The following is a 25,619-nucleotide window of genomic DNA, read 5'->3' as shown; positions in this document are numbered from 1 at the left end:
CTCAGAACCCTCGGTCGTATTCCTTCAGACCGTTCTCGATGATCTGATGAAGCATCGTGATCAACGCGGCCTGCATCTTGTCCGACGTGCCGTCGACGTAGGGGATGAGGCGGGAATAGGCCCCGTCCATCGCGCCGCCATCGACACTCGCCTGCACGATCCGCAGCTCCGTTGCTTCGTCGTGCAGAATCTCACGGTCCCCCAAGTGGCCCGCCAGCGCCGCCGCGATGCCGTAGGCACCCCAGTTCGACACCGCCGCGAAGACCAGGACATCACATTCAGTAACCGTGCCAACGCCGCCATGGCAGGGACAGCCGCAGTCCTTGCCGAACGGCTGGATCTCCGCCACCGCTTCCTTGATGACGCCGCAGCCGATCTCGTTGCCACCGTCGCCGATGCCGACGGTGGGAATGCCCGCCGTCTTGGCCTGGTCCGCCAGGTGGTAGGCGCTGGCGATCTTGTCCGGCGTGCGGGGCGTGCCCATGATCGAGTGGTAGACGCCCTTGCTGTTGGGGCCAACCTTCTCGATGAACACCATGGCGGCCGGCTTGTACTTCTTGATGAGCGCGGCCGCGGCCTTCTTGCCGGCGGCATCGCCCAGCGGGAAGTTGATCGCCATGGCGCAGGAGCGGCGCTGCTTGAACAGCGCCTCGTCGTAGACGGCAAGACCGGCCGCCTCGGTCGACTTGATGACCGCGGGCATGTTGCGCTCTTCGCTGATCAGGATCGGCTTGCCGCCCAGGCCGAACTCGATCGCCCGCGCGATCGCGGCTGCTCCCGGCGGGCCGTCGGTCTCGCCGGCGGGCAGGCCCGGTGGCGTGCCCGCGCCGGTGATGACGAAGACGTTGTCGCCGGGCTTGATCGACTCCTTCAGCAGCTTTGCCGCCAGCCAGGCGAGCGGCTTCTTCTGCTTCTTGCGCGCCGCTTCGTAGAGCGGATAGGTCACGCCGCGCGGCAGCCCGACCCGGAAGCGCATCTCGACATTGATGGCGCGGTCGATCGAATCGCCGACGATCTCGTCGATAGCCATGATTTACCTCTGCACGTTCAGTTGGAAGTTTGGGATCAGTGGGTCAGGCCTGCGTCGGGCGGCTCGAGATTCTTGCGCACGATGTTGGACAGGAACTGCATGCAGGCCATCGACGTCTCGCCGTCGAGCCCATCGACCAGGAACTCGGTCGTGCAGTACATTGCCTCGAGGCCGCCGGCGTCGAGGCAGGCCTGCACGATGCGCTTCTCCATGTCCGGCGAATGGATGAGTTGCGGCTTCTGCAAGAGGTACGCGAGGCAGGCCTCGATGCCGTAGCAGCCCCAGTTCGACATCATCGCCGGGATCACGACGTCGGTCTTCACGACGGTGGCAAGCGCCTTGCCCTTGGGCATGGTCTGCACGACCGTGTCGTAGATCGTGCCGAAACCCAGCTCGTTGCCATGATCGCCGATGCCGACCGAGAAGATCTTGCGCCTGTTCGCTTCGGTGATGACGCCGCCGATGTCGATGCAGCCCTGGAATTTGGACTCCGGGCCGGTGAGTGGCAGGCCGGTCGCGGTGTGTACGTTGCCGTCGGCGCCGGCGCCCAGGCGCTCGGCGGCGACCACCGCCTTGGGCTGGTATTTCGCGTAGATGTCGGCGATCCACGCATCAATCTTCGACTGGTCTTCCGGTGCGTTCTCGATGGCAGCGCCGAGATGACGATCGCGCGCCTGATCGAACGGTTTCACCATCAGGCCGGCTGCCTCGCTGGACGCCACGATCGGATCTGCGTGGCAGGCTTCGTTTACGAAGACCGGGACGGCACCGAGGCCGCGATAGAGAATGCGGGCGAGCGAGGCGGCACCCGGCGGCCCATCGCTCTCGCCCTTGGGCATGGTGGGCTCGTATCCCGCGCCGGTCATGATGAAGACGACGTCGCCCTTGCCGAGCGCCTGCTGCAGGCCTCTGGCGGCCGCCATCGTGACCGGCTTGTCTCCCGCGACCTTGCGCGCTGCGAGATACATCGGCAGCAGGATGCCGTGAGGCATGCCGTGGTTCTTGGCTTCGATCGTGATCAGCCGGTCGACGGCTTCTCCAACCATATCGAGCATAGCGATGTCTCCCTCGTTGCCGTCGATCAGATGCCAAAGGTGAATTGGGGCTTCGCAGGGTGATCGGACAAGCGCCATTTCGGCGTTGAAGCGATGCCGGTTCGGCATCAGTCTCAGGGCAGGAGAGACCAAGAAATGATCAATCAGTCCCTGCGTTATTTCTCAGCGATTGCGAGGCTCGGATCGATACGCGAGGCGGCGGAGGAACTGCACATTGCCCAGTCCGCGCTCAGTCGACAGATCCAGAAACTCGAGGAAGAGTTCGCCGTTCCCCTGTTCGAGCGCCATGCGCGCGGCGTGAAGCTCACCTCGGCTGGGGAGATCCTACTGCGCCATGCCCAGACCAACCTGCGCCAGATCGAGCGCGTGCGATCGGAAATCGACGCGCTGAAGGGGCTGCGCCGCGGCACCGTCAGCATCCGCTCGATCGAAACCCTGGTGCCGCACCTGCTGCCGCGCGCCGTGACCCGTTTCAGCCGGCGATATCCCGGCATCCAGTTCGAGATCACGATCGACGGCTCCGATCAGGTGGTGGCTGCCGTTCGCGAAGGCCGCACCGATATCGGGCTCGCTTTCTATCCGCCCGCCGAGGCGGAGCTGGAGACGGTGTTCAAGATGCGCGAGCCCCTGGTCGCGGTAATGTCGGCGCATCATCCGCTCGCCGGGCGGCCTAAGGTCTCGCTGGCCGATTGTGCCGCCTATCCGATCGCGTCTCCGATGAAGCACACCGGCAGTCACAGCCTGATCGAGCTGGCCTGCACCGCGGCGGGCATTCACATCGCGCCGACCCTCGAGACCAACGCGATCCAGCTGCGCGTCGAATTCGTGAAGGTGAATCACGGCATCACCTTCCTCCCGCGCCTGTCGGCTCCGGACAGTCTGCGCTCGGGCGAACTGGTCGCCGTTCCGATCCGCGACCGGCTGATGAACAACGCAACGATCGATGCGATCACGCATTCGGCGCGGCAGCTGCCGGTCGCGGCAGAAGAATTCCTGCGTGTCCTTCAAGGCGAGTTCCAGGATCTGCACGAGTTGGCCTATGCGCCGCTGAAGCGCGAGGCGTCGGCGGCCGGTTCGGCACGTTCCGTGCGTGCGGGGCCGAAGGCACCGACGGGAGACAGACGCTCATGACCTACACCCTGCTCGCGCGCTGTCCGACGACCGGCCAGGTCGGCATCGGCATCGCGACCTATTCGATCACCGTGGGCCTCTATTGTACTGGCCTGCGCGGGAATACCGGCGCGACCATGACCCAGGCCTTCGTCAACCAGAGCAACAATCCGCTGGCGATCAGGCTGTTGGCGCAGGGCTTCGCGCCCGAGCATGTGCTGGCCGAGCTGAAAGCCAACGATGCCAACCACGAGTTCCGTCAGATCGCGGTGATCGACCGCCTGGGCCGGCTGGCAGCCTATACCGGTCCGAAGAACCGCGGCTGGGCGGGCCATGTCACGGGCGACGGCTTTGTCGCCATGGGCAACGTGCTGGCGGGCGAACCGGTCGTCGATGCCATGGCGAAGGCCTATGAAGGCGCGGCCGGGGTCTCGTTCGAGCGCCGGCTCCTCGCGGCGATTGAAGCGGGCCGCGATGCCGGCGGGCAGGTCGGCAACGACGGCCCACTCCCCGAACGTTCGGCCGCCGTGATGGTCTATGGCGACTACGATCACGCCGAACTCGATCTGCGCGTCGACCTGCACGACAAGGCGGTCGAGGAACTGCGACGCGCCTTCGAGCAGTACGAACTCTATCGCGGCTATTACAGGGAGAGAGCGAAGAACCCGAAGGATGCGATTCCGCAGTACGCCTTCGCCCAGACGCTCGCCAAGACACAGGAGGCTGCACGATGACTTATTCCGTGATCGGGCGCTGCCGGCGCACGGGCCGTCTCGGCCTCGGCATCGCTACCTATTCGCTGGCGGTGGGCGGACGTTGCGAGGGCGTGATGGCCAATGTGGGCGTCTGCAAGACGCAGGCGTTTCCCAACCGCACCAACGATCCGCTCGGCATCAAGCTTCTGGCGCAGGGTTACGGGCCCGCGCGCGTGATGGAGATCTTCGCCGGCAACGACACCAAGCACGCCTTCCGCCAGATCGCGATCATGGACCGCGATGGCAGGGTTGCCGCCCATACCGGCCCCGGCTGCCGCGGCTGGGCGGGCCACAAGGAGGCGGCCGACTGCGTCGTGTTCGGCAACGGCCTGCTCGGTCCGCAGGTGCTCGACGCGATGGTCGCGGGCTTCCTCATGCATCCCGACGATGCGCTGGAATATCGCCTGCTGCGCGCCATCGAAGGCGGCCGCGATGCCGGTGGCCAGGGCCCCGCCGACGCCCACCGCACCGAGCGCTCCGCCGCGATCAAGGTCGTGGACCGGCGCGAGTTCCCCGATGTCGACGTCCGCGTCGACGTGCACGAAACGGCGGTCGACGAGCTGCGGCGCGTGCTGGAGGAGTTCAAGCTCTACGAGGCGTTCTATCGCGGCCGGGATACCGACCCGTCGAAAGCCATCCCGCAGGACGTTTTCGCGAAGCAACTCGACGCCCGACGCGTCAAGGAGCGGGCATGACCTACACGATCCTTGGACGCTGCGCGAAGACCGGCCGCCTCGGGATCGGCATCGCCACCTATTCGGTCACGGTGGGCCGCTACGCCCATTCGACCCGCTCCAATGCCGGGGTCACGGTGAGCCAGGCCAATGCCAACGAGAACAACAACGCGATCGCGCTACGCCTTCTCGCGCAGGGCCTCGGCGCCCAGGCGGTCCTCGAGCATCTCAAGGCCAACGACGCCTACCACAGCTATCGCCAGATCGGCGTGATCGACCGCGGCGGCTCGGTGGCAGCCTATACCGGTGCGAACGTGCGCGGCTGGGCAGGAGAGGTGACGGGCGAGAACTACATCTCCACCGGCAACGGCTTGCGCGGCCAGCACGTCGCCGAGGCGATCGCCGAGGGCTTCCTCGCGGAGCCCGAGGCCGATCTCGAACATCGCTTGCTGATGGCCCTGGAATATGGCCGCGACGCGGGGGGGCAGGGCAACGCGACGGCCCATCGGACGGAGCGGTCCGCGGCGCTTCAGGTGTCCTCGCGCCATATCCATCCCGACATCGACCTGCGCGTCGACCTGCACGACAAGGCGGTCGACGAGCTGCGGCGCGTCTGGGCGGTCTACAAGCAGTACGAGGGCTACTACGCCGACCGCGGACGCAACCCGCGCGGGGCGATCGGGCAGGAGGCGTTCATCGCCTCTATGAAGGAGCCGAGGCCATGACCTTCTCGATCATTGCACGCTGTCCCGATACCGGCCGCCTCGGCCTCGGCATCACCACTTTCTCGATCGCCGCCGGCGGCCGTTGCGAGGGCATCCGCTTCGGCGCGGGCGTCTGCAAGACGCAGGCCTACGTGAAACGAGACAACGACCTGATCGCGCTCGAACTGCTGGAGCAGGGCATGGCGCCGGCCGGCGTGATGGCCGCGCTCAAGGCCGACGATCCCGACCATGACTGGCGCCAGATCGCCATCATCGACCGCGAGGGCAGGACTTGCGCCCATACCGGCCCGGGCTGCCGGCCGTGGGCGGGGCATCACGAGGGCGATGGCTTCGTGGCGTTCGGCAATGTTCTGGCGGGCCAGGAGGTGCTGGACGGCATCGTTGCGGGTTTTCTCGCCGATCCCGGCGCCGCACTCGAGTTCCGGCTGCTGGCGGCCCTCGAGGGCGGACGTGATGCCGGCGGCCAGGTTGGCAACGATGGGCACCTCACCGAAAGGTCGGCCGCGATCTTCGTGGCCTCCGAGCCCGATCACTTCGATATCGATGTGCGCGTCGATCTGCATGACGACGCCGTCACCGAGCTGCGCCGCGTGCTGGAGGAATTCAAGATCTACGAGAAGTTCTATCGCGATCGTGGCCACCGTCCGGACCTCGCCGTGAGCCAGGCCGAGTTCGTGGCGAGCTTGCCGAAAAAGGCGGATGCCTGAGCATGGCGAAAGATCATTTCCATCTCGCCTGGTTCCTGTCGCAGGGCTATGGCCCGAAGGCGTGGCGCTCGATGTGGCCCGGCACCGAATACGACAAGCATCGCTGGATGATGCCGGACATCTTCGTCGACCTGGCCAAGGGGCTGGAGCGGGGCTGCTTCGATTACATGATCATCGAGGACTCTTCGATGGTGCCCTACACCTACCAGGGCAGCCACGACACCTATCTCAAGTACGGCGCCAGCTCGCCCAAGCTCGATCCCGCCGTGCTGGTCCCGTGGCTGGCGATGGCGACCAAGCATCTCGGCCTCGTGCCGACGCTCTCGACCTCGGAGTATCCACCTTACCTGCTGGCGCGCCTCGTCAACTCGCTGGACCACGTCACCGAAGGCCGCATCGGCTGGAACTGCGTCACCGGCAGCAATGACGGCGCCGCCGAGAATTACGGCCATGTCGGCCAGCGGCCGCACGATGAGCGTTACGAGGTTGCCGACGAGTTCGCCGACGTCGTCACCAGGCTGTGGGAAGCCTGGGACGAGGATGCGGTCGTGCTGGATCCCGTTACGCCGATGTTCGCCGACGGCAAGAAGGTCCGGCCGATCAACCACGAGGGCAAGTATTTCAAGGTGCGCGGGCCGATCAACGCGCCGCGTTCGCCCCAAGGGAGGGTGCCGATCTGCCAGGCCGGCGGCTCGCCGCGCGGCCAGGCCTTCGCCTCCCGGTGGGCCGACACGATCATCACCAACGCCGTCTCCGTCGAAGGCATGAAGAGCTTCCGCGAGGACATCCGCCGCCAGGCCGCGGGCTGGGGCCGAAATCCGGACGATGTCAAAATCCTGTATCTAGCGTATCCGATCGTCGACACGACGATGGAGGCCGCCCGCGAACGCCGGCGGCTCGAGCAGGAGGATTTCGGCAGGCATCTCGACCTGCAGCTCTCAGGCATGTCGCGCCTCACCAACATCGACTTCGCGCAGTTCGATCCCGACGAGCCGTTGCCGGAGCATCTGCGGACCAATGGGCACCAGTCCTCGCTTGCCAAGTGGATCGGCAAGACGCCGCGCTCGTTGGCGACGGGGCTGAACAGCCGGCAGGGCATCGACCTGCTGGGCACACCGGATCACGTCGCGGGTCTGATGCAGGAGATCATGCAGGAGGTGGGCGGCGACGGCTTCCTGCTGTTCAACGCCCACTTCGACCGCCGCTACATCATGGAAATCTGCGACGGGCTGGTGCCCGAGTTGCAGCGGCGAGGCCTGACGCGCAAGGCGTATGCGCACAAACACTTCCGCGACAATCTGATGGAGTTTTAGACCGAGTCTTTCCGGTCAACGCAGCCAGGGTGGAGATATAGGCAGGGCCCATCCGTGCCTCCTACCGGGGAGGTGCACGGCGGTCGATTGGTTGAAGGCATCGACGATCCTGTCCCAAGGTATCGGATAAAATGAGACGGATTCGATGGCCGAAGCAGGTTCGCGGATAGGGACAGCCGAAACCACCGTCTACGTGGGTTTTCGAACGGCTGCGCTGGGTGCGACGTTGACGCGGTCGCCGTCGCGTAGGTCGACGGCGGGGTTGAGGATCACCCGGTCACCCGCCTTGACGCCCTCGCGCACCTCGATCTCGGTTCCGAGGTCGCGAAAAACCGTGATCCGCCGCAGGCGCGCGACACCGCTCTCGACGACCGCGACCTGCTGACCATCCTGGTTGAAGATGAAGGCGCCCGCCGGGATCAGCAGCGCCGGAACCGAGCGCGGAACCAGGATCTCGGCTGTGGCGTAGGTCCCGGGCTGGAGCACGCCGTCGGGATTGGCGATGTCGATCTCGGTGAGCAAGGTCCGGGTCCCTGGCTGCAGTGCATCGGCGATGCGGGTCACCGTTCCTGCGAACCGGCGCCCCGGCAGTTCGGGCACGGTGACAACGGCCTTGATCCCGGGCCGGACGCCGACCACCGCGTCCTGCGGCACGAAGACCTGGGTCCGGATCACGCTGCTCTGCTGGAGGGTGAACATGAAGGTGGCGTTCACGGCATCCGCCTGCACCAGGCTGCCGATGTCGATGTTGCGCTGGGTCACGATTCCGTCGAATGGCGCGACCACCCGCTGATACGCCTTCTCCTGGTTCAGCACCTTCAGTTGAGCCTGCTGCGCGGCAACGTTCGCCTGGGCGACGGCGACTGCGGCTTCGGTCGCCTTCAGCGTCTGCACGTCGACTGTGCCTCTCTGTTGCGGCAACCACCCGTCTCTTACCAGGGGATGGTCGCGATCCCACGTAACGCGCGCCAGTTCCTGATTGGCTTCGGCCTGATGCAGCGCCGCTTGGAGCTGGACCAGCGTCGCCTCCGCCTGGGCGATCTGGTGGTCGAGTTCGGGCGCGACGATGGTCGCGAGGAGATCGCCTGCCTTCACATGGTCACCGATATCGACGCTGCGATGGTCGATGTACCCGCTGGCGCGTGCAAAGACGTTTGCCGCAGCGAAGGCGGTCGTGGTGGCGGGCAGCCGCACCGACCTTTCTTCGCCGACGGCGCGCACGTCGGCCACCCGAACGGTCGGGACGACCGAGAGCCTGAGGTCGGCGGCGTCCTTCGCCGCGCCGCTGCGCTCGTGCAACTGCCAGGTGCCGACCCCGATGGCAGACGCCAGCACGGAGAGGAGGGTCACGGCCAGAAGTGCCGGGGTACTGGTCATGGCAATTGCTCCTTGAAGACGCCGCCCCTCGCATTGGCTCCGGCGCGCAGCCAGGCGAACAGGCAGGGCACCACCAGCAACGTCGTCGGCGTGGCGAACAACAGGCCGCCGATCACGGCACGGGCCAGCGCCGCGTTCTGTTCCTCGCCGGCGCCGCCGATCGCCATCGGGATCATGCCGACGATCATGGCGGCGGCGGTCATCAGGACCGGGCGGATGCGGGTGTGGCCGGCTGCGATGGCGGCGGCGCGTGCGTCGAGGCCGGCGTCGCGCTGTTCGCGGGCAAAAGTGACGAGCAGGATCGAGTTCGCCGACGCGACGCCCACCGCCATGATGGCCCCCATCAGCGAGGGCACGCTCAGTGTCGTGCCGGTGGCGAAGAGCATGACGACAATGCCGCAGAGCGTCGCCGGCAGGGCGAGCAGGACCACGAAGGGATCGCCGAAGTTCTGGTAGTTCACCACCATCAGCAGGTAGACGAGCACCGCTGCGAACAGCAGCCCGGCACCCAGGTTGCGAAAAGCGAGGTCCATGCTCTGGATCTGGCCGACAATCTCTATCCTGTTGCCGGGAGCCATCTGCTTCTGGAGTTCGGAAACGGCGGCGCGGATGTCGTCGGCGACCCGTCCCAGGTCGCGGCCCTGGACGCCGGCATAGACTTCGTAGACCGGCTGGATGTTCGCCTGGTTGGCGTTGGTCGGCACGCTCTGGCGCGTGAAGGTCGCGACGTTGCTGAGGAGACCCGGCACCGGCACGCCACCGACCGCGGGACCGTTGGCGACCGCCGTCGACACGGGCGTGTTGCCGAGATCGTTGAGCGAGGCGACCTGGGCCTCGGGCGTCTGCACCGCGATGTAGTAGGGGATGCCGGATTTGGGGTCGGTCCAGAAGTTCGGCGTCACCTGCTCCGAGGAGCTCAGACTGATGTTAATGTTGCTCCCGATCGTGCTGGTGTTGAGCCCGAGTTCCGCCGCGCGTGTGCGATCGATCCGGGCAAGGAAGGAAGGCGCGTCAGTCTCCTGCTGGAGGTGCACGTCGACGATGCCGTGGATCGCCGCGAGCCGCTTCTGGATCTCGCGGGCGACACGAAGGTTGTTTGTGCGGTCGTAGCCGACGGTGCGAACGTTGATCTGCGCTGGCAATCCGAAGTTCAGGATCTGCGTGACCATGTCGGCCGGCTGGAAATAGAAGACCGCCTCGGGAAACGCGACAGGCAGTTCCCGCCGCAGACGGCTCACATATTCCGCGGTCGGTGCATGGCCCTCCTTCAGGGCGACCTGCACGGTGCCGTCGTTCACCCCGATGGTCGATCCGTCGCTGAAGGCCAGATTGTAGGGCCGCGCCGGGAGGCCGATATTGTCGACGATCAGGTCGAGATCATGGGCGGGGATGATCTCGCGAATCTTGTTCTCGACGGCCTGGAAGAGCCCTTCGGTCGCCTCGATGCGCATGCCGGCGGGGCCGCGGACATGGAGCTGAAGGCGGCCGGCGTCGATCACCGGAAAAAAGTCGCGGCCGACCACCGCGAAGACCGCGGCGCCGGAGCCGACCACGAGGACCGCGACCAGGAGGACGGCGACGGGGCGACCGATCAGTTCTTCGAGCAGAAGGGCGTAGCGCTTACGCAGCCGTTCGAAGCCGGCGTCGAAAGCGCCATGGATCCGGGCAAAGACGCCAGATGCCTCGCCCGGCGCGGCATGGTGCTCGCCCCGGAGCAGCAGGCCGATCGTGATGGGCGTCAAGGTCCGCGACAGGCCGTAGGACGCCAGCATGGCGAACACCACGGCGAGGCCGAGCGGCGTGAACAGGAACTTGGCGGGGCCGTCGAGGAAAACGACGGAGGTGAACACGCAGCTGATCGCAAGCGTCGAAACCAGGGTCGGAATGGCGATGCCGGCCGCCCCATGCAGGGTTGCCAGCGGCAGGCCCATCTTCTCCTCGGTCAGGAGGCGATGGGTGTTCTCGATGGTGACCGTGGAATCGTCGACCAGGATGCCGATCGCCAACGCCAGCCCGCCCAGGGTCAGCGTGTTGATCGTCTCGCCGAGGAAGTACAGCGCCACCAGCGAGGCGAGGATCGACAGCGGGATCGAGATCATCACGACCAGCGTCGATCGCCAGGAACCGAGGAACAGCAGGATCATGGCTGCGGTCAGCGCGGCGGCAATGGCGCCTTCGCGGAGCACGCCATACAGCGCGTCGCGTACGAAAACCGACTGGTCGAACAGTTCATGGATCTCCATACCCGGCGGCGCGGACTTGCGGATCGTCTCGAGCGCCTCCTTGACCCGATTCACCACCTCCAGGGTCGAGGCGTTGCCGTTCTTGATGATGCTCAGCAGCACGGAGTGCTTGCCGTCCTGACGCACCATGTTCTGCTGCACCAGCCAGCCGTCGTGGACCTGGCCTACGTCCTTCACGAACACGGTCGCGCCGTTCACCACCTTGACCGGGATGTCGTTTAGCTCGTCGATCGTCGACGGCATTCCGTTCGTGCGCACGAGGTACTGGGTGTCACCGATCTTCGCGGTACCGGATGGCAGGGTGAGATTCTGCGCATTGACCGCAGCTACGACGTCGAGCGGCGTCAGTCCCCGCGCCACGAGCTTCGCAGGATCGATGTCGACCATGATCTGGCGGTACTTGCCGCCCGCCGGTGTCGGCAGGGTGAGGCCCGGAATCGGCGCGAGCTGCTGGCGCACGCGGTAAATGCCGTAATCATAGAGTTGCTGCTCATTCAGCGTGTCAGAGCTCAGCGCGATCTGCAGGACCGGCACGCTGGAGGCATTGAACTGCACGACGACGGGCGGCTGGATACCGGCCGGCATCAGCGCGCGGATCGTGTTGGTCGCCGCGACGATCTGCGAGATGGCGAGGTCGAGATTGACGTCCTGCTGGAAGTACACCTTCTGTACCGACAAGCCCGCCAGCGTCTGCGCTTCGATGTTGCGGATGCCGTTCACGTTGCCGCTGATGGCGTACTGGCTGTAGGTCGTGACCCGCTGCTCCATCTCCGGCGTGCTGAGACCGGAGTAGCTCCAGATCACCGTGACGACCGGAATGCGAATCTCGGGAAAGATGTCCGTCCGCATCGAATGAGCGGCGATACCGCCCAGGAAGACGATCAGCGTCGCCACGACGTAGTAGGTGTACGGAAAGCGCAGCGCGAACCGGACGATGCTCATCGGATCCTCTCGCGCGCGATCCGGTGCCTCAAGACGTGGGCGGCCGGACGGGGCGGGGCGAACGGCGGCATGGAGGGCATCGGCGCTATCCTTCTCGGCATTGGCCTGTCGCTGCCAATAGACGCCGCCGGGCGCCGTCTTCATATCCATACGAGCAGTTGCGGGGCCTATACCAAGGTATGGAAGGACGGCTCGCCTCTCTCGACGTACTGCAGCTATGTGGATGTCAGCTTTTGCAGATGGAACTGGCCGACGTTGCGGTCTCTCAACGAACCGCCTCGCGCTTCTGTCGTAACGTCTCGAACCGGTCATCGCGCAGGCGCGTCAGGTCGTACGGGTTCTCGTCCCTTAGAGCCGGCGGCAACAGCACGGCCGGAACATTCTGGTAGGATACGGGCCGCAGGAAGCGGTCGATCGCGGAACTGCCCACCGATGTGAAGCGGCTGTCGCTCGTTGCCGGAAACGGGCCGCCATGATTGGTGGCTGAGGTGAACTCGACCGCCGCATTGGAGAAGGCGTTCGCTATGATGCGGCCAGCCTTGCGCTCCAGGACCGGCATCAGCGCCTTCGCCAGGGCGGTGTCCTCGGCATCCATCTGAAGCGTCATCGTGAGTTGGCCGGGCAGGCGCTCGGCGACCCGGACCATGTCGCTGAACTGGCTGCATCGGACCAACAAGGCGGCCGGGCCGAACATTTCCTCCGCCAGCGTGATGTCGGCCAGTAGGGCGTCGGCGTTGATCTCGAACAGGAGCGCCTGGCCGTCATTCTTCCCGGAGGGCGCCCCGCCGGAGGCAATGACCGGGGCGGCCGCGCGTTGCCGCTCGGTGCGGCGGCCATAGGCGTCGTGAATGCCGGGACTCAGCATCGTAGCTGCCGGCTTGGCCGAGACCGCGTCCTGCAGTGCCGAGCGCATGGCCTCGAACCCGTTTCCCTCGAGGGCGATGAGCACGCCGGGCTTGAGGCACATCTGGCCGACACCCGCAGCCACCTGTTCGGCGAAGCGGACCGCAAGCGCTTCGCCCCGGGTCGCCACCACGTGCGGCAACACAAAGTTGGGATTTACGCTCGTCATCTCGGTGAAGACGGGGATCGGCTCGGGGCGCTGCTGTCCCCGGCGGACCAGCGCCATGCCGCCGGCCTGCGAGCCGGTGAAGGCCACCGCCTTGATGGCGGGATGGTCGACGAGCGCTTCGGCAGCCGCGTTACCGGCGCCGACGATGAGGGAGAACACGCCTTCGTGCAGGCCGAAGTCGGCGACAGCTTTCTGGAGGACGCGACCCACGAGTTCGGACGTCCCGAGATGCGAGAAATGCGCCTTCACGATCACCGGACAGCCGGCCGCGAGGGCCGACGCGGTATCGCCGCCTGCCACCGAGTAGAGCAGGGGAAAATTGCTCGCGCCGAACACCACGACCGGCCCCAGTGCAATCTTGTGCAGCCGCATGTCCGGGCTTGGCGCGGCTTTCTTCGAGTCGGCGGAGACGATGGTCGCGCGGCGCCAGAGGCCTGAGCGCACGACCGAGGCGAAATGGCGAACCTGCGCGGCGGTTCGTGCCTGTTCGCCCTGAATCCGTGCCTTGGGAAGCCCTGTCTCCGACATGGTCCTGTCGACCAATTCGTCGCTGAGCGCCAGGAGATTGGTGGCAATCGCCTCGAGAAACGTTGCCCTGAGTTCCGGATCGGTTCGGCTGTAGGAGTCGTATGCGGTGTCGGCCAGGCAGCAGGCGCGATCTACGTCGGCGGCCGTCGCACCGCCGAAGGAAGGCTCGATAGGCGCGCCGAGCGTGGGATCGAAGGCGTTGAGCGATGGGGCGGCGCCATGAAGCGCCGACTGTCCGATCAACATGTTTCCCTGAACAGGCATGGTGCAGCTCCACGATAAACTGTGAGGGACGACCTCCGGCTCGGAGGTCGCTTCCCTAGTTGAAAGTGAAGGGGTGGGGAGTGCGCCGGTATTGCACCTAGGTGTCGTCGATACCTTCGTGCCATCGATTCTCCTGCCATCGATCGGCACGTCAGTGCTCGAAATAGAGAGTGAGGAGGCAGCATGGAGCAGCTCAGGATCGATCGAGGCAACCCGGCCCTCTGGATCGCGACATTCGAAAATCCGCCGATAAACCTCATCGACCCCGACACGATCGTCGAGCTGCAAGCCCTGCTGGCGGAGCTGGAGACCGATGCCGATGTGAAGGTAATCGTCTTCCGCAGCGCCGATCCCGACTTCTTCCTCGCTCATTGGGATGTCCTGGCCGACAAGAGGCGGACGGCGGAGATGCCACCGGGGCCGTCAGGCCTCCATCCATGGCTCGATGTCCTCGTCCGTATCTCCCGGGCACCTGTCGTCTCGATCGCCGAGATTCGGGGGCGCGCGCGGGGAGCGGGCAGCGAGTTTGCTCTGGCTTGCGACATGCGCTTCGCCAGCCTCGAGCGCGCGATCCTGGGCCAGTTCGAGGTCGGCGTCGGCGCCGTGCCTGGCGGCAATCCCATGGTACGGCTCGCCGGACTGATGGGACGCGGGCGCGCGATGGAGGTCGTGCTGGGCGCGGATGACTTTTCGGGCGCCGTCGCGGAGCGCTACGGGTACGTCAATCGTGCCCTGCCCGATGCTGAGCTGCCGGCGTTCGTCGACGGCCTCGCCCAACGCCTGGCCGGCTTCGAGAAGCACGCGATCGTCCATGCCAAGTCGCTGCTCGACCTTGCGTCGCTGCCGCCAGATGCAGCCTTTCCGCCGGCCCTGGCGGCTTTCTTCCAGTCGGTCGCCCGTCCCGGCGCGCAGGCGCGCATGGCAAGGTTGCTGGCCCAAGGACTTCAGCGGCGAACCGCCGTCGAGCTCTCCCTCGGGAAAGCAGTGGTCGAGTGACAGGGGGTGACCGGTTGCCTCCGGGCCGGGACCGGCTCGCCGCTCAACGCGCTCTGGCCGGGCCGGAAGCCAGGGTGTCGTTCGGCGTACCGCATCGGCGCAGCACGGCAATGGCTGCGCCGCCGATGCCCGCCTGAAGGTCGGCGGTGATCTCGAACGCCGGCGTTGCGCTGGAGGAGGGAGAGTCCTCCAGCGTGTGCAGCCTCATCGTGAAGTGCCTCCCGTTCTGCAACGAGGTGACAAGCGACGCCGACAGGACCGGCACAGGCCCGTCGGCTGCGTTCGCCACCACCACGAAATCATCGGCAAAAAGGAGGCGAGCGGCATACCGCCTTCCGTCGATGTCGATCACGACATCGGGGGCCAACTCGACGGGACTCGACTGCGCCGACCGGAAAGGACCGGGTTCCGGAGGATAGAGTCTTAGCTGCAAGCCGCTCTTCCGCTCGGTCGGCTCGCACGACAACACCATGACGTCGACGTCGAGGTCGGTGATAGCGGTTTCGATGAAGGCATAGGTCGGCGAATCGACGTCGCGTTCGAGTTGCCAGCCCCGACCCGGTTCATCAGCGCTGGCGTGGCCTGCGGAGAGGCAAGACAGGGCGGCCAACAGTGCAACCATGGAGAAGACGGGGCGCATGGATCAGCGCAAGCCGGTCGGCTTGTCTGGCGTGGGCTCCAGGAACGACACCGCGTCGCTTCCGGGGAAGCTGTCGGACAGGGCGGAATCGAGCTTGCGATCCATCGTCTCGGCGGGCGTTTCTACAGCGGCGGGGAGCGCGTCCCGGCTGGAAGTATGATCGCGCCGATGCTTCAGCGCCTGCAGCGTTCGCTCTCGGTCGCGAATCTCGATCCGGAGTCGTTCAGCCTTGGTCATCGATGGCCTCCTGAATGCTCGATTCGGTCCGAGCTAGACGATCGTCGTGGCGATGCCGATTTTGCCCTTCAACGCCTTCGAGTACGGGCAGACCTCGTGTGCGCCGTCCACCAACTCCTGCGCAAGCTTGCGATCGATGTCTGGCAGGCTGACGTTGAGGCGCGCGCTCAGCGAGTAGCCGTCGCTCCCCAGGTTGAGGTCGATCTCGGCGTCGATCGCGAGATGCTCGATCCGCACCTTCTTCTCGCGGGCCACGAGCATGATGGCGCCCTCGAAACAGGCGGACCAGCCGGCGGCCAGGAGCTGCTCGGGGTTGGTCCCGGTACCGGGGCCACCCGGCACCGAGAGCCTGACGTCGAGGCGACCGTCGCTGCTGCGCGCCTCGCCCTTTTCGCGGCCGCCGACGGTGTGGACCTTCGCTGTGTAGACGGTCTTCGTGGTGGACTTGGTCATCGGATGCTCCTGGAAGGCTGGTGGTCGAGCCGGTCACGTCCTGCCCCTTGAAGACTGGGGCATGGCCGGAGCGTGATCCATTATGCGAAGGTATGGACTGGCTCCTTCCTTGGTGTGAGAGGAGTGAATGGGCGAAGCGCGGGCTCCTGGTCGGCCCTCAACGTCGGCGGTGCGCCAGTGTGCGTCCGAGGAAACCGAGCATCAGTGCGCCGATTTCCGCCGCATGCGTCTCCAGCGCAAAGTGGCCGGCATCGACGAAGCGGATTTCGGCGTCGGGCACGTCGGTGCGAAAGGCGAGTGCCCCCGCCGGTATGAAGTGTGCATCGTTGCGGCCCCACACCGCCAGCAGAGGCGGCCGATGCTTGCGGAGATAGGCCTGGAAGGCCGGATAGAGTGCCACGTTGCTGCGATAGTCGAGGATCAGGTCGAGCTGGATCTCCGACCGGCCGGGGCGGGCCATATAGGCGATGTCGAGTGTGTAACCGTCGGGAGATACGCTCGTCCGGTCGGAACCGTCGAAATACTGCCAGTTCCGGATCATGTCCGGGCTCAGGGACACGCGGCAGGCTTCACGATGCGCAGCGGTCGGCTCGCGCCAGTAAGCCTGCCAGATGCCCCACGAGTTGCCGAACCCTTCGAGATAGGCGTTGCCGTTCTGGCTGATGAGGGCCGTCACGCGTTCGGGATGCTTCGACGCGACCCGCAGGCCGACCGGTGCGCCGTAGTCGAAGATGTACAGGGCGTAGCGATCGAGCTGAAGCGCCTCCAGGAAGCGATCGATCACGTCCGCCAGATTGTCGAACGTGTAGTCGAACTGGCCACGCGGAGGCGCCGAAGTGTTGCCGAAGCCGGGCAGGTCGGGCGCGATGACGCGATAGTCGCGCGCCAGAAGGGGAATCAGATCGCGGAACATGTGACTTGCCGTCGGAAATCCGTGAAGCAGGACGACGACCGGGCCGTCGGGAGGGCCGGCTTCCCGATAGAAGATCTCGACGTCGCCGACCTGCCGGGTGCGATACGCTGTGCTCATGGATCGAACCTCATGATGTCGCTGCGTTTGGGGACGCCGGTGGCGCGTCCGCTAGGCGCGATCGAAAGCGGCGACGAGCTCGTCGGTCGTCAGAATCGCGTGGGCAAAGCTCGGGCCGTTGATCTCATGGGCCGCGTGCATGGCTTCCCGGCTGTAGGCCGCGGTCGCATCGCGCACCAGGGTGACGTGGTAGCCCAGCTCGGTGCCGAAGCGGCCGGTGCATTCGACGCAGGTATTGGCGATCATGCCGATCACCACGATACGCTCGATGGCGAACTGCTTCAGCATGTAGTCGAGGTCGGTGTTGGCGAAGCCGCTCGAGTTCCAATGCTCCTTGATCAGAATGTCGCCGGGCTGAATCTGGAAATCGTCGTGGAACGTTCCGCCCCAGGTCCCCTTGGCAAAGCCCTGGCGCTTGGCCGTACGAAGCTGCGTGTGCGTGGGATGCAGAAAACCTTCGTAGTCGCCAAGCTGCCACCGGCGATGCGGCACGAAGAAGATCCTGATGCCAGCCTTCCGGGCAGCGGCAACGACGGCGCGCAGATGCTCGAGCAGCCGCACTTCCTCAGCCACCTTCTGGGCCATGGGCCAGTACTTGCCGCCTTCCGACAGGAAGTCGTTGTAGGGATCGACCAGCAGCACTGCGGTCGATGCCGATGGATAGGCGTTGGCGATTTCCTGGGTCATGCTCCGGCTTTCCTGGTGAAGAGTTGGCACCAGCCATCAGGGCTGATCTCGCCCTGCACGAACCTGCAGCCGTGTGGCGGCTGGAAGTGAATGCAGCCCACGCAATGCTGACTGCCCTTGGCCGTGCCCTGGTACCGGGCATCGGCCTGGCTGAGTTTCTGGAACGCGAGGCCGGGGCGGTCGACACCCGCGACCACAATCGACAGGCCGATCGATGCGTTGCCGAGAAGCGCGCGCCGCGAGGGTCGGTGCTTTGTCATGGCCGAACCTTCAGCGCCGGCCGTACGCCGCGAACACGGAGTCCTTGGCCTCCACGAGCTTGTGGCAGGCAGCGCCGCAATCCGTGCCACGGCCGTCGGGCTGGAAGGAGCCCGATGTCGCGTCGTAGTTGAACTGGGCATAACCCCAGCCCGCCGTCGCAGCGAAGCGCCGGCTGTCCTTCACCATGAAGTCGATGAATTGGAGCGGTCCGGCGACCTGCGCCGGGGTGGGCGAGTCCGGGTTCTGGACCGACTTCCACATGATCTTCGCCATCCTGGCGCCGTCCGGAAAGGCACGGCCATTGGCCGGCCCACCCGCCCGGTAGGCGTCGATCATGGCGCGGTCGCCAACGACGACCTTGAGCAGATCATCGACCTGGCTGACCGAGATGACCTGCCAGTCCTCGTATCCCTTGAACTCGTCGAACCGCAGACCATCGGGAACCTGGAGGCTGTATTTCTGTGCCCCTGTGTCCTGTGCAATGAGGCTGCGGCCTTCAAAGGAGATCAGCCCGACCGCGGTGATCGACAAGGTCAGCGCCAGCAGCTTCTTCATGGCCCGCTCCCGTTGTGGTGTTGGTGGCCAGAAGATGTGGCGGAGACGAGTGGCGGGCTATTGCACGATGGTATTGCGGCGGAGGGGGCTGCTCGATTTAACAACTTTTGACGACGATTGATTGGCTGTTCGGCTTCGAGAGCCGCAGGCTGCGCAGACACCGTGCAAGAGCCAAAGTCCCGGCCCGTCGTGGTTAGGGGGGATTCGGGACGGCCGGGAGACGGTGCTGCGCAACCCAGGAGAATCCATCATGCGACCCTCGTCCTATCCGGCGCCCAGCGCGGGCCGCCCCTCGGCCATGGCAGGCAGTATCGGGTCCGTCGCGCCGTGCATCGTCTTCATCGTCGCAGAGGACCCCTCTGCCTGCCGAGGCATGGCCGCCACGCTCGACGACATGGGCTGGCGGGTTCGGGAGATTGCCTCCGCCGAAGCCCTGCTCTCGGAGCCCGAATGCAGCGTGCCAAGCTGCCTGGTGCTCTACGAGCTGGCCATGCCGCAACATCTCGCGGACGAGCGTGCAGAAACGCCGGTCATCTGCGTTACCGGTCACGCGGACGTTCTGGGCACGGTTCAAGCCATGCGGGCAGGCGCCGTCGACGTCCTGGCCAAGCCCCTCCGCCAGGACGCCCTGATCGCCTCGGTCGAGCTGGCATTGGAACGGAGCAAGGACCTGCTGGTACAGCACAGGGAGGACAAGGCGCTGCGAGGCCGCTACGCTTTGCTCAGCCAGCGCGAACGTCAGGTCATGTCGCTGGTCGTGTCGGGCCTCTTGAACAAGCAGATCGGTGGCGAGCTGGGGATCAGCGAAATCACGGTGAAGGCGCATCGCGGCAAGGTGATGCGCAAGATGAACGTCCGAACCCTGGTGGCTCTCGTGAACAGCGCGGGCAAGCTCAAGCTTGAGTCGTACACAGGCCAGGGCCGCATGAAACAGGTTCAGTCGGCGTCGCCCGCCGCGAGTTCCTCGATCAGCGCCTTGGCCTGGCGCAGGTCGGACGTTTCAAATCCCTCGATGAACCGGCCGTAGATCGGCGAGAGAAGCACACGAGCCTCGCGCCGAAGTCCGTCGCGATGGTACCGACGGCACAGGCTGAGAGCCGTCCGCAACTCCCACGACAGGGCTTCCTGTCGGCGGGCCCAGTCGAGCGATTCCAGGAACAGTTCCTCGGCGGTGCGGTACTCCGTTGGACCGCCCTTGGCCTGGAGAAGTTCACCCTTGATCCGCAGGACTTCGGGGATGCACCAGTATTCCTCGTCCCGCCGGCACATGCCGAGAGCCTTCTCGATCACATCGAGGCCCTCGTCGAGTCGTCCTGCGATACGCAAACCGTCGGCATACTCGGCGAACACCCAGGTGTGCCGGAGTGAGAAGCGGTTCTCGGGCAAACCAGCCAGGGTCGCCTTCAGCAGGTCGAGCCCGTCGGCGACATTGCCCTGCTTGATGTGCAGGATTCCCTGGAAGCACTTGCCCCAGGCGTGCCAGATCGGCAAGCCATCGCGCGCCGAGCGCTTCAGCAGCAGGTCGATATACTGCTGGGCGCCGTGCAGGTCGCTTGCCAGCAACGACAGCAGGCAGGCGCCTTTGGTCAACGAATTGCAGAGTGTCATCGTGTGGTCGAAGGCCTGGGCCTCCTCGACATTTGTCGCGTTCATCGCCATGGCCTGGCTGGCGTAGCCTTGCAGCCACAGGATCGAGACCAGGAAATTGCGGGCCGTTATCTTCTGGTCGAACTGGAAGCGGATGATATGGGCGCGATGGACGGGCGCGACGTAGTTGTCGAGCATGTACTCGATCTGCCGGCGGGCCGTGCCCTGGTCGCCGAGAAAGTGGATCGTGAAGCCCCGCATGCGTTCCCCCGTCAGGGGATCGACAGGATCGCGTGACTCCTTCGAGACTTCGCAGAACCGGTCGGCGAGGGCCAGGGCGTCGCGGAAGGCGCCGCAATTGTGGGCGAGGCACCATAGGCACCACAGGACACGGAGCTTGTAGTCGGTATCGTTGAGATCGTCGGCGATCCTCAGCGCTTCGTTCAGCGCGGTCTCGATCTCCGGACCGGACGCCTCGATGTTGAGGAGTACGGCACCCAGCGCATGTTGGAACTGGAGTTCCAGGCGGGGATTGCGCTGTGCGCGCGAGGTCAACACCGACAACGACTGGGCGACGCGTGACCGGCACTCGTTCATGAGCGACAGGTGCATCCAGAGCGGCAGGGCGGCCTCGGTAAGCGCCACGCCCAGCATCGGATCGCCGTTGACCGAGAAGGCCCAGTCGAGGGCCCTTCGCACGTTGTCGATCTGGCGCGCGTAGGTCGAGAGCCAATCCCGGAGCTCCATCGTCTCGGCATCGCCGCCGGCGCGCACCAGGACCACGCGATAGTGCTCGGCGTGGCAACGGGCGGTCGTCGCGAGTTCTCCGCATTCGACAAGCTTCTCCATCGCATAGGCACGCGTGGTGTCGAGCAGGCGATAGATCGGCGTTCGTTCCTTGGAATTCACCGAGATGAGTGACTTGGCGACCAGGTCGGCCAGGGCACGGACAATATCCGAGGCCATGTCGTTGTGCCCGATGGCGACGGCCTGGGCGGCCTCGAGCGTGAAACCGCCGACGAATATGGCGAGCCGTCGCAGCACGGCCTGCTCCGTGCCATCCAGGTACTGGTAGCTCCAGTCGAGTGCGGCGGTCAGCGTGCGATGCCGGGGAAGCGCCGTGCGCCGGCCCTGCATCAGAAGCCGGAAGCGATCGTCCAGTTGGGTGGCGAGCTCATGCAAGCCGAATGTGTGCACGCGGCTGGCGGCCAGTTCGATGGCGAGCGCCATACCGTCGAGCTTGCGGCAGATGTTCGATACGATCGGTATGGTTTCATCGGTGACTTCGAAGGACTCGGCGCTCGACGAGGCGCGTTCGATGAAGAGCTCGACGGCCGGGAATGCCATCGCCTGGCGGGCGGTCAGCACGGCGGTCTCGGGAGGCGTTTCCAGCGGATCGAGGTTCAGGACATTCTCGCCTTCGGCTCGCAGCGGTTCGCGGCTCGTGGCGAGGACGCGCGTCTCGCTGGTTCCGCGCAGGATCGCTTCTGCAAGCGCCGCGGCCGTCCCCAGGACGTGCTCGCAACTATCGAAGATGAGCAGCAGCCGGCGGTCGCGCAGGAAAGTGACCAGTTCCGAAATCGGATCGTCCGCGACCACCGCCAGGCCGAGTGCTGATGCCACGACGCTCGACAGCACGATCGAGCTCGAGACGGGGGCGAGATCGATCAAGACGATGCCATCGGGATAGAGATCCGCAATTCCGTCGGCGAGGCTCAGCGCAACCGTGGTCTTGCCGATTCCCCCGGGACCGACAATCGTAAGCAGCCTGCGATGTTGCAGGCGCTTGCTCACCTCGGCAACGACGCCGGCCCGGCCGATCACCCGCGCGATCGGCTTGGGGAGCTGCAGCATCCGCTCGGCCGCGACCGACACGACTTCGATCGCCGGTGCGATCGGTGTCGCCGATGGCGTGACGGGGGCCACGAAGCGATAGCCGCGGCCGGGCACCGAGATGATGTAGCGGGCGGTGTCCCGACCGTCCTTCAGTGCCTTGCGAAGAGCCGCTACCTGGGCACGAAGATTGCCCTCTTCGACGATGATCCTGGGCCACGCGCGCGCGAGCAGCTCGTCCTTCGTCAGGAGTTCGCCTGGGCGCTCGGTCAGTGCGATCAGGATTTCGAGGGCACGGCTCCCGAGGCGCACTTCCTCCGTCCCGCGCAGCAGGAGCTGACGCTCCGGCTGCAGCCGAAAGGGTCCGAAGGTGATCTCGCGCGCTTTATGCTGGCTCGAGACGTCGGGCGGCGCACTCGTTGGCAAATCCACGATCCATGATGAAGGCACTGATTATCAACCGCGCGCGCCCTGCGATAAAGTACGCCTTTTCTTTGGATTTTATCCGGAGGGCTACCGGCCTCGCCGTCGTCAGCCTCCTGGCACGGAGACACTGGAAACAGCGCCCTGGGTACGAAAGCCAGCAGACCGGGCTGGACAGTAGTCCATCCGTCCAAGGTCGAACGTTGAACGAAGGTGTCGTCGACACCATGGTCCAATCGACTTGGGCGGCGATCGATTTCATCTCCTTGGCATTGCGAAGGAGAGCAATGATGGAATCGGAAAAGAAGGTTGCGGTCGTCACGGGAGCCTCCCAGGGAATTGGCGAGGCCCTGGTGAAGGCCTATCGGCAGCGCGGCTATCGCGTGGTTGCGACGGCACGTTCGATCGGATCCACGAGCGATCCGGATGTCCTCGCGGTGCCGGGCGACATCTCGGACGTCAGCACCGGCGAACGGGTCATCGCCGAGGGCATGAAGCGGTTCGGCCGGATCGACACCCTGGTCAACAACGCCGGCCTCTTTCTCGCCAAGCCGTTCACGCGCTACAGCGAAGCCGACTACCAGGCCGTCATGGGCGTGAACGTTGCGGGCTTCTTCGGCATTACCCGGCCCGCGATCGCCCAGATGGAGAAGCAGGGCGGCGGCCTCGTGGTGCAGATCACCACGACCCTGGTGGAACACGCCGATTCGCACGTTCCGTCGGTGCTGGCCTCGCTGTCGAAGGGCGGCCTGAGCGCCGCGACGCGTTCCCTCGCGATCGAATATGCAAAGCGCAGCATACGCGTGAACGCCGTATCGCCCGGCATCATCCGCACGCCCATGCATCCGCCGGAGAGCCATACCGCGCTCGATGCGCTCCACCCGGTCGGGCATATGGGCGACGTCTCCGACATCGTCGGCGCCGTTCTGTACCTGGAGGGAGCGCCCTTCGTCACCGGCGAGATCCTGCATGTCGACGGTGGCCAGAGCGCCGGCCGCTGAGGAGCATTGCCATGCCGATCGTCCTCATCCAGGTGACGAGAGAAGGCAATACGCCCGGCGCGGAATCCGTCACGGCCGCCGAGAAGGCGGCCCTGATCGCAGGCGCGACAGAGCTGCTCACCAGGGTGCTGAACAAGCCGCCCGAAGCGACCTTCGTCGTCATCGAGGAAGTGGCGCTCGAGAACTGGGGATGGGGCGGCCTCCCGGTTGCCGACTTCCGGCGGCGGCGCAGCGGCGATCAGGCAACGAAGAGCAAGTGAATGGTCGCCTCCTACGAAATCGTCGAGCACGAGTACGATGTCCTGATCGTCGGCGCCGGTGGCGCCGGCCTTCGGGCCGCGCTGGGCATGGCCTCCTCTGGGCTCAAGACGGCCTGCGTGACCAAGGTGTTTCCCACGCGCAGCCATACGGTCGCCGCGCAAGGCGGCATGGCGGCCGCCCTGGGGAACATGGGCGACGGCGATAACTGGCGTTTCCACATGTACGACACGGTCAAGGGCTCCGACTGGCTCGGCGATCAGGACGCCATCGAATACATGTGCCGTGAAGCCATCTCGGCGGTCGTCGAACTCGAGCATTATGGCGTGCCGTTCTCGCGGACGCAGGATGGCAGGATCTACCAGCGTCCGTTCGGCGGCCAGACGCTGGAGTATGGCAAGCGAATGGCCCAGCGCACGGCCGCGGCGGCCGACAGGACCGGTCACGCAATCCTGCATACGCTCTATCAGCAGTGCCTGAAGCACGGTACGCAGTTCTTCGTCGAGTACATCGCGCTCGATCTCCTGATGGACGAGGATGGCGCCTGTCACGGGATGCTCGCCTGGGATCTGGCGGATGGCCGCCTGCATCGCTTCCTGGCCCACCGCACGGTACTGGCGACCGGCGGCTATGGGCGCGCCTACTTCTCCTGTACGGCGGCGCACATCTGTACCGGCGACGGCAATGCGATGGCGCTGCGTGCCGGCCTGCCGCTCGAGGACATGGAGTTCACGCAGTTCCATCCGACGGGCATCTACGGCTCGGGCTGCCTGATCACCGAAGGGGCGCGCGGCGAGGGCGGATACCTGACCAATGCGACAGGCGAGCGGTTCATGGAGCGGTATGCGCCGACGGCCAAGGATCTTGCCGGCCGCGACGTCGTTTGCCGGGCGATGACGATCGAGATCAACGAAGGGCGAGGCTGTGGGCCGAAGAAGGATCACATCCTCCTTCATCTGGAACATTTGCCGCCGGAACTGCTGCACCAGCGACTACCAGGCATCAACGAGACCGCCAAGATTTTCGCCGGGGTCGATCTGACGCGCCAGCCGATCCCCGTGCTGCCCACCGTCCACTACAACATGGGCGGCGTCCCGACCAACATACACGGCGAGGCGGTGACGCTGCGCGACGGCGATCCGGAAGCCGTCGTGCCCGGACTGATGGCGATCGGCGAGGCGGCCTGCGTGTCGGTCCATGGTGCCAACCGGCTGGGTTCGAACTCCCTGCTCGATATTGTGGTGTTCGGCCGCGCGGCCGCGCATCGCGCGGTCGCATGCGTCCGTCCCGGCGAACGCCTAGCCGCGCCGCCGGCGCAGGCGACGGAACGGGCCATAGATCGCCTCGACCGGCTGCGCTGGGCGAAGGGCAAGCGCTCGGCCGGTGCAATCCGCCTCGCCCTGCAGCAGGCCATGCAAAGGTACTGCGCGGTTTTCCGCGATGGTCCGCTACTCGACGAGGGTGCCGTCGCATTGAACGGCGTGGTGGGCTCTCTGCAGGGCGAACTTGGACTTGCCGACCGGTCCATGATCTTCAACACCGATCTCGTCGAGGCGCTGGAACTCGACAATATGATGTCGCAAGGGCTCGTGAGCCTGCACTCGGCGATCGGCCGGACCGAGAGCCGGGGCGCCCACGCCCGGGAGGATTTCCCCGAACGCGACGATGCGAACTGGCTGAAGCATACGCTGGCCTGGCTGCGGCCCGACGGCAGCGTGCGGCTGGCCTACCGGCCGGTGCACCTGAAGCCGCTCAGCAATGACGTGGCCCCCATCCCCCCGAGCAAGCGCGTCTACTAACCATACGAAGGTATCGACCATACCTTCGTTCAATCGATCCGTGACCGTCTCAGGTTCATCGTTC

At 65.6% G+C, this 25,619-nt stretch carries 24 protein-coding genes; 11 read left to right on the top strand and 13 right to left on the bottom strand.

Translation table 11 applies throughout. The features are described 5' to 3' along the window. Position 1: 1 nt before the first annotated feature. Both ACQY78_RS09600 and ACQY78_RS09595 read right to left on the bottom strand, forming a co-directional pair. Positions 2-1,030 (bottom strand): glutamate cyclase domain-containing protein, encoded by a 1,029-nt coding sequence (locus tag ACQY78_RS09600; RefSeq protein ID WP_428685003.1) that lies wholly within the window; start codon positions 1,028-1,030, stop codon positions 2-4. 35 nt (positions 1,031-1,065) lie between these two features. Continuing rightward, positions 1,066-2,085 carry a glutamate cyclase domain-containing protein gene (locus ACQY78_RS09595; RefSeq protein WP_428685001.1) on the bottom strand — a complete coding sequence of 340 codons (1,020 nt, stop codon included), beginning with the start codon at positions 2,083-2,085 and terminating at the stop codon, positions 1,066-1,068. Positions 2,086-2,220: 135 nt separating this feature from the next. On the opposite strand from ACQY78_RS09595, the gene ACQY78_RS09590 reads away from it, so the two are divergent. Genes ACQY78_RS09590 through ACQY78_RS09565 form a run of 6 tightly spaced genes read left to right on the top strand, consistent with a single transcriptional unit; the run spans position 2,221 to position 7,369 of the window. Further along, entirely contained in the window at positions 2,221-3,216 is a 996-nt protein-coding gene (locus ACQY78_RS09590) for a LysR family transcriptional regulator (protein WP_428684999.1), read from the top strand. Next, positions 3,213-3,929 carry a DUF1028 domain-containing protein gene (locus ACQY78_RS09585; protein ID WP_428684997.1) on the top strand — a complete coding sequence of 239 codons (717 nt, stop codon included), beginning with the start codon at positions 3,213-3,215 and terminating at the stop codon, positions 3,927-3,929. The genes ACQY78_RS09590 and ACQY78_RS09585 overlap by 4 nt, the downstream gene beginning before the upstream one ends. Beyond that, the gene (locus tag ACQY78_RS09580) at positions 3,926-4,645 is read left to right on the top strand and encodes a DUF1028 domain-containing protein (protein WP_428684995.1); all 720 of its coding nucleotides are present in this window, start codon (positions 3,926-3,928) and stop codon (positions 4,643-4,645) included. The genes ACQY78_RS09585 and ACQY78_RS09580 overlap by 4 nt, the downstream gene beginning before the upstream one ends. Then, positions 4,642-5,349 carry a DUF1028 domain-containing protein gene (locus ACQY78_RS09575; RefSeq protein WP_428684993.1) on the top strand — a complete coding sequence of 236 codons (708 nt, stop codon included), beginning with the start codon at positions 4,642-4,644 and terminating at the stop codon, positions 5,347-5,349. The genes ACQY78_RS09580 and ACQY78_RS09575 overlap by 4 nt, the downstream gene beginning before the upstream one ends. Then, a complete protein-coding gene (locus tag ACQY78_RS09570) occupies positions 5,346-6,056 on the top strand; it encodes a DUF1028 domain-containing protein (protein ID WP_428684991.1) in 711 nt (236 codons plus the stop codon). Before ACQY78_RS09575 ends, ACQY78_RS09570 begins: the two co-directional genes overlap by 4 nt. 2 nt (positions 6,057-6,058) lie before the next feature. Beyond that, complete coding sequence (locus ACQY78_RS09565; protein WP_428684989.1) at positions 6,059-7,369, top strand: NtaA/DmoA family FMN-dependent monooxygenase; 1,311 nt, start codon at positions 6,059-6,061, stop codon at positions 7,367-7,369. A 189-nt stretch (positions 7,370-7,558) separates the two neighbouring features. Here the strand turns inward: ACQY78_RS09565 and ACQY78_RS09560 are convergent, their stop codons facing one another. The 3 genes from ACQY78_RS09560 to ACQY78_RS09550 form a co-directional block, all read right to left on the bottom strand. Further along, positions 7,559-8,746, bottom strand: a complete 1,188-nt coding sequence (locus ACQY78_RS09560) for an efflux RND transporter periplasmic adaptor subunit (RefSeq protein WP_428684987.1) — start codon at positions 8,744-8,746, stop codon at positions 7,559-7,561. Further along, the gene (locus ACQY78_RS09555) at positions 8,743-11,931 is read right to left on the bottom strand and encodes an efflux RND transporter permease subunit (protein WP_428684985.1); all 3,189 of its coding nucleotides are present in this window, start codon (positions 11,929-11,931) and stop codon (positions 8,743-8,745) included. Before ACQY78_RS09555 ends, ACQY78_RS09560 begins: the two co-directional genes overlap by 4 nt. A gap of 265 nt (positions 11,932-12,196) precedes the next feature. Further along, entirely contained in the window at positions 12,197-13,777 is a 1,581-nt protein-coding gene (locus ACQY78_RS09550; protein WP_428686349.1) for an aldehyde dehydrogenase (NADP(+)), read from the bottom strand. A 201-nt stretch (positions 13,778-13,978) separates the two neighbouring features. On the opposite strand from ACQY78_RS09550, the gene ACQY78_RS09545 reads away from it, so the two are divergent. Continuing rightward, positions 13,979-14,791, top strand: coding sequence for an enoyl-CoA hydratase/isomerase family protein (locus ACQY78_RS09545; protein WP_428684983.1), 813 nt, complete (start codon positions 13,979-13,981; stop codon positions 14,789-14,791). Between the two features lie 43 nt (positions 14,792-14,834). On the opposite strand, the gene ACQY78_RS09540 is transcribed toward ACQY78_RS09545, so the two are convergent. From ACQY78_RS09540 to ACQY78_RS09510, 7 genes are all read right to left on the bottom strand, one after another. After that, positions 14,835-15,431 (bottom strand): hypothetical protein, encoded by a 597-nt coding sequence (locus ACQY78_RS09540; RefSeq protein ID WP_428684981.1) that lies wholly within the window; start codon positions 15,429-15,431, stop codon positions 14,835-14,837. Between the two features lie 3 nt (positions 15,432-15,434). Continuing rightward, positions 15,435-15,668, bottom strand: coding sequence for a hypothetical protein (locus tag ACQY78_RS09535; RefSeq protein WP_428684979.1), 234 nt, complete (start codon positions 15,666-15,668; stop codon positions 15,435-15,437). Between the two features lie 33 nt (positions 15,669-15,701). Continuing rightward, on the bottom strand, positions 15,702-16,121 hold the full coding sequence (locus ACQY78_RS09530; protein WP_428684977.1) for an organic hydroperoxide resistance protein: 420 nt from the start codon (positions 16,119-16,121) through the stop codon (positions 15,702-15,704). A 157-nt stretch (positions 16,122-16,278) separates the two neighbouring features. After that, positions 16,279-17,151 (bottom strand): alpha/beta fold hydrolase, encoded by an 873-nt coding sequence (locus ACQY78_RS09525; RefSeq protein ID WP_428684975.1) that lies wholly within the window; start codon positions 17,149-17,151, stop codon positions 16,279-16,281. Between the two features lie 51 nt (positions 17,152-17,202). Then, positions 17,203-17,838 carry an isochorismatase family cysteine hydrolase gene (locus ACQY78_RS09520; RefSeq protein WP_428684973.1) on the bottom strand — a complete coding sequence of 212 codons (636 nt, stop codon included), beginning with the start codon at positions 17,836-17,838 and terminating at the stop codon, positions 17,203-17,205. Next, entirely contained in the window at positions 17,835-18,098 is a 264-nt protein-coding gene (locus tag ACQY78_RS09515; protein ID WP_428684971.1) for a high-potential iron-sulfur protein, read from the bottom strand. The genes ACQY78_RS09520 and ACQY78_RS09515 overlap by 4 nt, the downstream gene beginning before the upstream one ends. A gap of 10 nt (positions 18,099-18,108) precedes the next feature. Continuing rightward, positions 18,109-18,654, bottom strand: a complete 546-nt coding sequence (locus ACQY78_RS09510) for a cytochrome P460 family protein (RefSeq protein ID WP_428684969.1) — start codon at positions 18,652-18,654, stop codon at positions 18,109-18,111. 250 nt (positions 18,655-18,904) lie between these two features. Between ACQY78_RS09510 and ACQY78_RS09505 the strand changes: the two genes are divergently transcribed. Continuing rightward, the gene (locus ACQY78_RS09505) at positions 18,905-19,681 is read left to right on the top strand and encodes a response regulator transcription factor (RefSeq protein WP_428684967.1); all 777 of its coding nucleotides are present in this window, start codon (positions 18,905-18,907) and stop codon (positions 19,679-19,681) included. Here the strand turns inward: ACQY78_RS09505 and ACQY78_RS09500 are convergent. After that, complete coding sequence (locus ACQY78_RS09500; protein WP_428684965.1) at positions 19,591-22,506, bottom strand: ATP-binding protein; 2,916 nt, start codon at positions 22,504-22,506, stop codon at positions 19,591-19,593. The genes ACQY78_RS09505 and ACQY78_RS09500 overlap by 91 nt on opposite strands. A gap of 281 nt (positions 22,507-22,787) precedes the next feature. Here ACQY78_RS09500 and ACQY78_RS09495 point away from each other — a divergent pair, with 281 nt between their 5' ends. The 3 genes from ACQY78_RS09495 to sdhA are packed head-to-tail and all read left to right on the top strand — an operon-like array spanning position 22,788 to position 25,555. Next, positions 22,788-23,498, top strand: coding sequence for an SDR family NAD(P)-dependent oxidoreductase (locus ACQY78_RS09495; protein WP_428686348.1), 711 nt, complete (start codon positions 22,788-22,790; stop codon positions 23,496-23,498). Between the two features lie 11 nt (positions 23,499-23,509). Further along, positions 23,510-23,758 carry a tautomerase family protein gene (locus tag ACQY78_RS09490; RefSeq protein WP_428684963.1) on the top strand — a complete coding sequence of 83 codons (249 nt, stop codon included), beginning with the start codon at positions 23,510-23,512 and terminating at the stop codon, positions 23,756-23,758. Beyond that, positions 23,759-25,555 carry a succinate dehydrogenase flavoprotein subunit gene (sdhA, locus tag ACQY78_RS09485; protein WP_428684961.1) on the top strand — a complete coding sequence of 599 codons (1,797 nt, stop codon included), beginning with the start codon at positions 23,759-23,761 and terminating at the stop codon, positions 25,553-25,555. The last annotated feature ends 64 nt before the right edge of the window (positions 25,556-25,619 follow it).

The organism is Reyranella sp., assembly GCF_965279625.1.
Classification (GTDB): domain Bacteria; phylum Pseudomonadota; class Alphaproteobacteria; order Reyranellales; family Reyranellaceae; genus Reyranella.
This window is presented reverse-complemented; position numbering and strand designations above follow the sequence as displayed.

Bases quoted from the DNA above. Each gene is read 5' to 3' on its own strand.
- ACQY78_RS09600 (WP_428685003.1), bottom strand. From the start codon at position 1,030: ATGGCTATCGACGAGATCGTCGGCGATTCGATCGACCGCGCCATCAAT.
- ACQY78_RS09595 (WP_428685001.1), bottom strand. From the start codon at position 2,085: ATGCTCGATATGGTTGGAGAAGCCGTCGACCGGCTGATCACGATCGAA.
- ACQY78_RS09590 (WP_428684999.1), top strand. From the start codon at position 2,221: ATGATCAATCAGTCCCTGCGTTATTTCTCAGCGATTGCGAGGCTCGGA.
- ACQY78_RS09585 (WP_428684997.1), top strand. From the start codon at position 3,213: ATGACCTACACCCTGCTCGCGCGCTGTCCGACGACCGGCCAGGTCGGC.
- ACQY78_RS09580 (WP_428684995.1), top strand. From the start codon at position 3,926: ATGACTTATTCCGTGATCGGGCGCTGCCGGCGCACGGGCCGTCTCGGC.
- ACQY78_RS09575 (WP_428684993.1), top strand. From the start codon at position 4,642: ATGACCTACACGATCCTTGGACGCTGCGCGAAGACCGGCCGCCTCGGG.
- ACQY78_RS09570 (WP_428684991.1), top strand. From the start codon at position 5,346: ATGACCTTCTCGATCATTGCACGCTGTCCCGATACCGGCCGCCTCGGC.
- ACQY78_RS09565 (WP_428684989.1), top strand. From the start codon at position 6,059: ATGGCGAAAGATCATTTCCATCTCGCCTGGTTCCTGTCGCAGGGCTAT.
- ACQY78_RS09560 (WP_428684987.1), bottom strand. From the start codon at position 8,746: ATGACCAGTACCCCGGCACTTCTGGCCGTGACCCTCCTCTCCGTGCTG.
- ACQY78_RS09555 (WP_428684985.1), bottom strand. From the start codon at position 11,931: ATGAGCATCGTCCGGTTCGCGCTGCGCTTTCCGTACACCTACTACGTC.
- ACQY78_RS09550 (WP_428686349.1), bottom strand. From the start codon at position 13,777: ATGTTGATCGGACAGTCGGCGCTTCATGGCGCCGCCCCATCGCTCAAC.
- ACQY78_RS09545 (WP_428684983.1), top strand. From the start codon at position 13,979: ATGGAGCAGCTCAGGATCGATCGAGGCAACCCGGCCCTCTGGATCGCG.
- ACQY78_RS09540 (WP_428684981.1), bottom strand. From the start codon at position 15,431: ATGCGCCCCGTCTTCTCCATGGTTGCACTGTTGGCCGCCCTGTCTTGC.
- ACQY78_RS09535 (WP_428684979.1), bottom strand. From the start codon at position 15,668: ATGACCAAGGCTGAACGACTCCGGATCGAGATTCGCGACCGAGAGCGA.
- ACQY78_RS09530 (WP_428684977.1), bottom strand. From the start codon at position 16,121: ATGACCAAGTCCACCACGAAGACCGTCTACACAGCGAAGGTCCACACC.
- ACQY78_RS09525 (WP_428684975.1), bottom strand. From the start codon at position 17,151: ATGAGCACAGCGTATCGCACCCGGCAGGTCGGCGACGTCGAGATCTTC.
- ACQY78_RS09520 (WP_428684973.1), bottom strand. From the start codon at position 17,838: ATGACCCAGGAAATCGCCAACGCCTATCCATCGGCATCGACCGCAGTG.
- ACQY78_RS09515 (WP_428684971.1), bottom strand. From the start codon at position 18,098: ATGACAAAGCACCGACCCTCGCGGCGCGCGCTTCTCGGCAACGCATCG.
- ACQY78_RS09510 (WP_428684969.1), bottom strand. From the start codon at position 18,654: ATGAAGAAGCTGCTGGCGCTGACCTTGTCGATCACCGCGGTCGGGCTG.
- ACQY78_RS09505 (WP_428684967.1), top strand. From the start codon at position 18,905: ATGCGACCCTCGTCCTATCCGGCGCCCAGCGCGGGCCGCCCCTCGGCC.
- ACQY78_RS09495 (WP_428686348.1), top strand. From the start codon at position 22,788: ATGGAATCGGAAAAGAAGGTTGCGGTCGTCACGGGAGCCTCCCAGGGA.
- ACQY78_RS09490 (WP_428684963.1), top strand. From the start codon at position 23,510: ATGCCGATCGTCCTCATCCAGGTGACGAGAGAAGGCAATACGCCCGGC.
- sdhA (WP_428684961.1), top strand. From the start codon at position 23,759: ATGGTCGCCTCCTACGAAATCGTCGAGCACGAGTACGATGTCCTGATC.